Annotated in this window: 7 protein-coding genes and 1 pseudogene; all 8 read right to left on the bottom strand. The window is 71.1% G+C overall.

Annotated features, from left to right (window positions below; genetic code table 11):
* Window positions 1-108: 108 nt before the first annotated feature.
* Window positions 109-675, bottom strand: a complete 567-nt coding sequence (locus ACFVWU_RS43660) for a transposase (RefSeq protein ID WP_387632034.1) — start codon at window positions 673-675, stop codon at window positions 109-111.
* Complete coding sequence (locus tag ACFVWU_RS43655) at window positions 591-1,163, bottom strand: winged helix-turn-helix domain-containing protein (protein ID WP_387632032.1); 573 nt, start codon at window positions 1,161-1,163, stop codon at window positions 591-593. Before ACFVWU_RS43655 ends, ACFVWU_RS43660 begins: the two co-directional genes overlap by 85 nt.
* A 98-nt stretch (window positions 1,164-1,261) precedes the next feature.
* Window positions 1,262-1,567, bottom strand: a pseudogene (locus ACFVWU_RS43650) (helix-turn-helix domain-containing protein); the annotation flags it as partial.
* A gap of 92 nt (window positions 1,568-1,659) precedes the next feature.
* A complete protein-coding gene (locus ACFVWU_RS43645) occupies window positions 1,660-2,274 on the bottom strand; it encodes a hypothetical protein (protein WP_387632029.1) in 615 nt (204 codons plus the stop codon).
* 430 nt (window positions 2,275-2,704) lie between these two features.
* Complete coding sequence (locus ACFVWU_RS43640) at window positions 2,705-3,022, bottom strand: hypothetical protein (RefSeq protein ID WP_387632027.1); 318 nt, start codon at window positions 3,020-3,022, stop codon at window positions 2,705-2,707.
* 197 nt (window positions 3,023-3,219) lie between these two features.
* Complete coding sequence (locus tag ACFVWU_RS43635; protein ID WP_387632026.1) at window positions 3,220-3,465, bottom strand: transposase; 246 nt, start codon at window positions 3,463-3,465, stop codon at window positions 3,220-3,222.
* 769 nt (window positions 3,466-4,234) lie between these two features.
* Window positions 4,235-4,627 (bottom strand): hypothetical protein, encoded by a 393-nt coding sequence (locus tag ACFVWU_RS43630; RefSeq protein ID WP_387632023.1) that lies wholly within the window; start codon window positions 4,625-4,627, stop codon window positions 4,235-4,237.
* 109 nt (window positions 4,628-4,736) lie between these two features.
* Window positions 4,737-6,884: a SpoIIE family protein phosphatase gene (locus tag ACFVWU_RS43625; protein WP_387632021.1), complete on the bottom strand. Its 2,148-nt coding sequence runs from the start codon at window positions 6,882-6,884 to the stop codon at window positions 4,737-4,739.
* Window positions 6,885-7,363: the final 479 nt, after the last annotated feature.

Below are 7,363 nucleotides of genomic sequence, written 5' to 3'. Positions count from 1 at the left end.
GCCAGGCCGGGTCCTTCCACCGCGGGCTGCGGACCGTGGCGCTGGACGGCACGCATCTGCACGTGCCCGACGACGAGCAGGTCACCTGGCGTTACTGACTTCGGCGCCTCAGGGTGAGGCGGGGGTGTCGAGGGTCAGGCCGGTGCCGGCTATGAAGCCGTCGAGGATGTCGGGCCGGTACTGCAGGCGCTTGAGCCGGTTGCGCACGAGGGCTTCGAGTCGGTCGAGGGCGACCACGGCGAGGTTGGCGAGGCTGCGTTTGACGTGTGCCCAGACCCATTCGACAGGGTTGAGGTCGGGTGAATAGGCGGGGAGCAGGAACACCGTCAGCCAGGCACGCTCGGCGATCAAGTCGCGCATGGCGTGGGAAATGTGGGTGTTCAGACGGTCCCAGACCAGCACGATCGGCGCCTTGACCAGCTGGTGGACGCCGTCGATCAGTGCGATGAAGTCGCGCTCGCCCATGCTGCGGCGTCGCCCCTTGCCCGCCGGGTGGGTGCGTAGGCGGTGGCACAGCCGGGTGCGCGAGCCCGGCCACATGGCGATCAGTCCCGCCACGGACAGGCGTCCCGAGCGGCGGCCGCTGACGGTCACAACCGGCGTGCGGCCGCGCCGGCCCCAGGTGCGGCCTTTGGGCGGACGGCGGGTGAATCCTGCCTCGTCCTCGAAGCAGATGTAGCCCCCGCAGGCCGCCCGCGCTCTTTTACCTCCGCCCAGGTCGCCTCCTTCCACGCGGTGACGGCCTGCTCGTCGCGCTCGGCGACCCGCCGCGCGGGGACCTGCGGGCTGAAGCCGAGCCGGTGCATCAGCCTCGTGGCACCCGAGACGCTGTAGGAAACGTGGAACTTCCTCCCGATCAGCGTGGCCACCCTCGCCGCGGTCCACACCTGGTCCTCCACCCAGCCGTGCGCAGCCGGACCCTGCTCCAGATACGCGGCCAGTTTCTCCAGGCAGCGCGGTGACAGACGGCACCGCGACCCGCTCGGGCCGCGAGAAGCCAAAGCCTGCACACCGCCCTCACACCACAACTGGTGCCACTGGTAGGCCGACTTCGGGCTCACCCGCAGACGTCGAGCCACCTCCGGCGGCTTGACGTCCTGCTCGAACAGCTCGGCCGCCTGCATCCGCACTGACTCCCGGCGCAGCCGTCCCGCAGCGGTCAGCCCGCCCCCATCCGCATATCTCACACACCATCGGATACAGCCACCACAACGAGCCCGTCAGGCAATTCGGGACCGTTCACCCTGACGCGCCGAAGTCAGTAGGCCGGACGCAGCTCGCGCACCCGCTCCCGCAGGATCGACAGCCCACGCTCCCAGCCGATCCGCTCGGCGATCACCGTGGCAGGCATGGTCGGCGTCTGCTGCAGCAGCTCCCGGATCCGGTCCTCGACCCCGTCCACCGCGGAGCCCTTCAACGGACGCTGGTAGACCGGTGGCCGGTCCGAGGCCAGGGCCCGCGCCACCGTGCCCCGGGAGATCCCCAGCTGTCGGGCCACAGCCCGCGCCGACAATCCCTCCGCCCGGTGCAACCGCCGGATCTCGGCCCAGTCCTCCACCCCGATCACCTCTTCCCTCCTGACTCCAGAACCTCTGAAGTCAGGATGATCAAGAGATCACGAAGTGACCCGATTTTGATCCGCCGTCCGTGGCCCTCGTTTCACCCGTTGCCGACATTCGGAGCGGCTCCCGTCGTGCGGTCTCCAGCGTCTCGGGCGTGGCGGCAGCGGCGGTGGCGCAGCTCCGGCTTCGAGCCCTCCTTCCCGCCGATCGAGCCCCAGCACGTCCAGCACGGGCGCAGCGAGGCATTCGCCGCACCGGCGGACTCCAGCTGCTCCTCCGCCTCCCGTTCCAGCCGTTCCGTGCGTTCCTGGTGGCAGGACCAGCACCGCCCGCCAGGCCAGCGGGTCCACCGGCCGTGGAGCCCGTACTCGTAGGTGCTCTCCTGCTTGGGGACCTGGCCCCAGTCGGCGCAGGCCAGGGTCCGCATGAGGTCGCGGTGGGCCTGGCGGGCCTTCTTCTCCCTCTCCTTCTGGCGCTGGTCGTAAGAAGCGCGGTTGTCCGGGTTGTCCAGCGCCTCGATCAGACAGTGCCGTCCGTCGCGGCCGAAGCGCCACCACACCGGCCCGAGCGGGCCGTACTCGGCCAGCAGCTCCAGCATGGTCGCGATGACCGGTATGGCGTCGTCGTACTCGCGCCAGCCGTCCCCGTCGTTGTCGTCCCGGGGCACCGTGTACCGCTGCCCGCCCCAGACCTCGGCCGACAGCTCGGCCACCGCCTCCTGACGGTCGGCCGGCTCCTCAGCGACTGGGCCCACTCCTACCTGGGCCCGCTCCTACCTGGGCCTCACCCTCAAGACGGTGCCCTGCCGCAAGGACCAGGACAGCTTCGCCGTCCTGGCAAAGAGGTGGCGGGTAGATCGGGCCATCTCGTGGATCACGAGAGCCCACAGAAACGCCCGGGACTACGAGCGGCTCATCTCCCACGGCGAGGCCCACCTCACCTGGACCGTGATCACCTTCGTGGCACGCCGCCTCACCCGGTCACCCCGCCACACGCCGTCGAACCTGCCAAGACGAACACCGACAGGCCCAAGCCCATACGCCTTCGAAAGCAGACGCATACAGCCGTTCCTGCGGCACGAAGGATGACCGGGTACGGCACCGCCCGAGCGATCCGAGGCCAGCCACGCTGTACAGCCGTCGTCAGCCGGACATCGGGATCGACGAGTCCGTGCGGCCGCTAGCCAGCGCCGTCACCCCGGCGGCCTCCCGCACACCGCCCGCGAGCACCGCGCACGTAAACACGATCACAAGGGCCTCCCAGCCCCAGGAGGCGAACGCAATCACCGGGACGACGAACATCGAATGGACGGCGGAGACAACAAACGCCGCCCGCGCCCAACCTCCGCCGATCACCGGCCGACGTACGGTCGCCCAGTGACGCCACCACAGTCCGGCAGCCACCGCCGCGATGACGGCCATCACAGCAGCGCCCAGCCGGGCCAGCTCAGCATCGGTCACACTGTCAGGGTCCAGGACGGTCGAGCCGGTCGTGTGCACGCTCAGCGCAACCGCAGTCCATCCGAGGGCCCCCGCGCCCAGCAAGGAAGCCAAGACCGCTGCGCGTCGCCGGTCCCAACTCGTCCCAGAATGCGTCAAGTTCGATTTCATGCCTCATCCTAGCTTTGACTCTGTCGGAGATCTCGTTCGCTGCCATGTCAGCTGACGGCCCGGCAGGACCGCAGGCGCGGGACACCCTGCTGGTCGAGGTAGTCCTGAAAGGCTGTCGGTGGTCCTATGGACGCGCTTTCGCCAGGAGACTGCTGACTGAGGCGGCTGAGGCGTTCGACGATGACGTTGAGCACGTGCTGCAAGTGGGCCTTGTCCTGCCCGCGGTATCGGCAGCCGCGCATGCCATGGCCGTGGGCGAACTCGCGGATGGTGCCCTCGATGCCGGAGCGCACCGCGTAGCGCTTGTACCAGGCCGGTTCCTGCTACTCGGCGCGGTTGCGCAGTTGCAGTTCCAGCACGGACGCAGCGAGGCGTTGGTCTCCCGGGCCTTCTCCCGGCGCTCCTCGTGCTTGTGGTGGCAGGGGTAGCAGCGGCCGCCGGGGCGGCGGGTCCACCGGCCGTGGAGCCCGTACTCCCAGGTGCTCTCCTGCTCGGGGACCTGGCCGCAGTCGACGCAGGCCAGGGTCCGCATGAGGTCGCGGTGGGCCTGGCGGGCCTTCTTCTCCCTCTCCTTCTGGCGCTGGTCGTAAGAAGCGCGGTTGTCCGGGTTGTCCAGCGCCTCGATCAGACAGTGCCGTCCGTCGCGGCCGAAGCGCCACCACACCGGCCCGAGCGGGCCGTACTCGGCCAGCAGCTCCAGCATGGTCGCGATGACCGGCACCGCGTCGTCGTACTCGCGCCAGCCGTCCCCGTCCGCGTCGTGGGTGCGGATCGTCCACCAGCCACCGCCCCAGGCGTCGCGCGCCAGGTCCGCCACCGTCTGCTGACGGTTGGCCAGGGCCACCGGCCCGGCGTCGGTGACGACCAGGGCGACCGGCGGGTACCCGGCGCGGGTGTGCCCCGGGTAGGCCCGGCGCCACCAGTGCACCGTCCGGTCGGCGACTTCCTCGCCGGCGCGGGCCGGGTCGTTGCCGCGAACCTTCACGCGGAACAGCTCACGGTAGGCGGTGAACTTCGCGGCCACCCGCTCCGGCGCCATGGTGGAGCGGTCGACCTCCACCATCAGCACCGGCACCCCGATCTCCGGGGCCTGCCACACCGCGTCCGGGCGCACCTTGCGCTTCCCGCCCGCAGCGTGAACTCGACCTCGGTCGCCCAGTCGGTCACGGTGCCCACCCCGCCCGGGGCGTCCGGGGCTGTGCCACCGAGGACGAACGCGGCGATCGTCTCGTTGACCGCCATCGCGTGCCGGGCACCGGAGCGCCCGGCGCCCCGCGGCGTTGAGCCCATGTCCGAGCGGGGCAGGCCGAGCACCTGCCCGGCCGCGCCCTCCAGCCCGGCCGCGCCCTCCAGCCCGGCCGTACCCTCCAGCCGCCAGGTCTTGTGCCGGTCCTTCGTGTTGCCATCCGAGGCGACCAGGCCGTGCAGCGCGAGATCGCCCGGACGAGGTCGCAATCACCGCGCTGGAACCGGAGGACGGTCGACCGGCTTCGCCGAGGACACCGGCCATGACTTCGGTCTGGTGCTCCATGTCGTGACCGTCCGCCACGCCGAGACATCCTGGTCAGTCAGGGCCAGCTTCAGCATCCTTCCCATCGGGACCGGGTAGGGGCTGTTCGGCCCAGATGGTCTTGCCGCAGGCAATGGGCCGCACTCCCCAGCCGCTCGTGATCTGGGAGGTGATGAACAGACCCCGGCCGCCTTCATCGTCGTCCTCGGCGTGCCGAAGCTGGGGGGCGGTGCTGCTGTCGTCGGTGACCTCGCACGTCAGGGCCTGCTCACCACGGACGAGACACACGCTGAAAGGACCTTTGGCGTACCGGATGGCGTTGGTGGCCAGTTCGCTGACGACCAGGGCAGTGGTGTCGTGGAGAGCGGCCAGTCCCCATTCCGCGAGCCGGCGGCTGACGGCTGCGCGGGCATCGGCGACGGCTGCCGGGTCGCGTGGCCAGGTCCAGGTCGCGGCCCGATCGGGGCCGAAGGCGCGGGTGCGGGCCAGGAGGAGCACGGCGTCGCCCCGGGGTCGTTGGGGGGACAGGGTGCGGAAGACGGCATCACAGCGGTCCTGCAGGGTAGCGCCGTTGACGTTCATGGCCTGGAGCAGGCGTTCGGGTTCCTCGGGATGGGCAGGGTCCCCGCTCTGCAGGAGGCCGGCGTTGCACAGGGCCAGGACGGTGCCTTCGGGCAGCTCCACGTCGGTGCTCTCGTATCGGGTGATGCCCAGGCCCAGGGGCGGGCCGGTGGGGACGGAGGCGAGAGCGACGGTGCCGTCGGGGTACGCCACGGCAGGTGCGGGGTGACCGGCGCTGGCCATGGTGCAGTGGCGGGAGACCGGGTCGTAGACGGCGTAGAGGCAGGTGGTGTTCGCCGTGCGCCGCGGGAGCGTGTCCGGTTGCCGGGCGGAGCCGGGCGACACGTCCTGGTGGGGGCGCAGGCGCTCCTCGTCCCGGCGGATGACCAGGGCGTGCAGGCGCTCCAGGACCTCGTCGGGAGGCAGGTCCATGGCGGCCAGGGCGCAGACGGCGGCACGCACCTCGGCCATCGTGGCGGCGGCCTCGAGACCTTCTTCGGCGGTGTCGCCCGCCACCAGGGCGACACGTTCGCCGGAGAGCAGGATGACGTCGAACCAGTCGCCGCCGGAGCCGACGGGCTGGTAGCTGCGCGCGGTCTCCACGGCGAGGTGGGGGGCGACCTGCGGGGGGCGCAGGGTGAGCTGGAGAAGGCGCGCTGCCGAGTGCTCGCGAGTGTAGAGCCGGGCGTTGTCCAGGCACACCGCGGTGGGTGCGGCCAGGTTCGCCGCCAGGGCGAGATCCAGTTCGTCGAAGGGTGCCGGTGTGGACGTCCGGTAGAAGGCCGCCAGCCCCATGACGACGCCCCGGGCGGCCAACGGAACCACCAGCACCGAGTGCACCCCTGTACGACGGAGCCACTCCACCTGGCCGGCGTTCAGCTGAGCCAGCCAGTCGACGTCCGCACGCAGGTCACGCACCAACCGCGGCTGGAGGTCGGCCAGGCACTGGCTGTACGGGGTGCCGTACGGGATGCTGATCATCTTCCCGACCTCAACAAGCGGCCGGTTGCCGCTGGGCATGCCGTGACGGGCGGCCCGGCGCATCGGAAGGTCTTCCAGAACGGGCCCGACAGCGCGTGCTTCGCCGCGCAGCACCGAGTCCAGGACATCGACGGTGACGACGTCGGCCAGCTCCGGTACGGCCAGCTCGGCCAGCTCCTGAGCGGTGCGGAAGACATCCAGGGTGGTACCGAGGCGCGACCTCGCGCCCTCCAGGAGCTCCAGCTGTCGCCTGGCGCGGTGCTGCTCGGAGACGTCGATCACGGACACCGCCAGACCCAGCACCCGGCCGCCCGCGTCCTGGAGCCGGAACGTGGACGCGGACAGCGCCAGCTCGCGGTGGGGCGGGATGGTGGACCGGGCCGTCAGCAGGACGTCTTTGCGCGGCTGGCCGGTCTCCAGGACCTCGCGCAGCATCCGTTCAGTCCGGCCGGCGTCGAGTCCGGGCACCAGCTCCCACGGACGCCGACCCACGAGTGACTCGCCGGGGAAGTCGGGGTCCTCCGACGCTGGGGCATCCACCTTGACCACCCGCAGCTCGGTGTCCAGGACGACCAGACCGAACGAGGGCCCCGGGAACAGCGCAGCAAGAACGGTGTCCGCCGGTTTCCGACCCTCCGCGCCCTGTGCTGCGCTGCCCACGGCCCCACCTCCCATACGTCCAGCGTGCCTCTGCCCCGATAGGTAGCGCGGATTCCCCGACCCGCCCAGCAGCAACGCTGACGCCGTGGCGGAGTTCACCGGTCCTGCGTCCAGGGATCGGTCACACGTTGCGGGCCTTCGCCGGGTAAAGCTTCGCGTGGAGCACCCGCGTCTCCCACCACGGATCGTCCGGAGCGGAGACCAGCGCGGCCACCAGCTCCGACCGGCAGCACCAGCGGGCCCAGCCCCTCCACCTCCCGGTCACCCGCGCACTGCGGGCACTCCAGCCGGTCCGGCCCGGCCTTCTCGTCCGAGTTCCAGCGGTGAGCCCGCCTTACCGCCGATCGAACCCCGCACGTCCAGCACGGGCGCAGCGCGGCGTTCGCCTCCCGGGCGGCGAAGACCGGCCGGTGCCAGGGGACGAGACGGCGGAGCAGCCGACCGGCAGGCCGGGCCGGGCAGGCGCCGGGTCTGGTTCT

Origin of the sequence: Kitasatospora sp. NPDC058190, assembly GCF_042883685.1 — a bacterium.
Classification (GTDB): domain Bacteria; phylum Actinomycetota; class Actinomycetes; order Streptomycetales; family Streptomycetaceae; genus Kitasatospora.
This window is presented reverse-complemented; position numbering and strand designations above follow the sequence as displayed.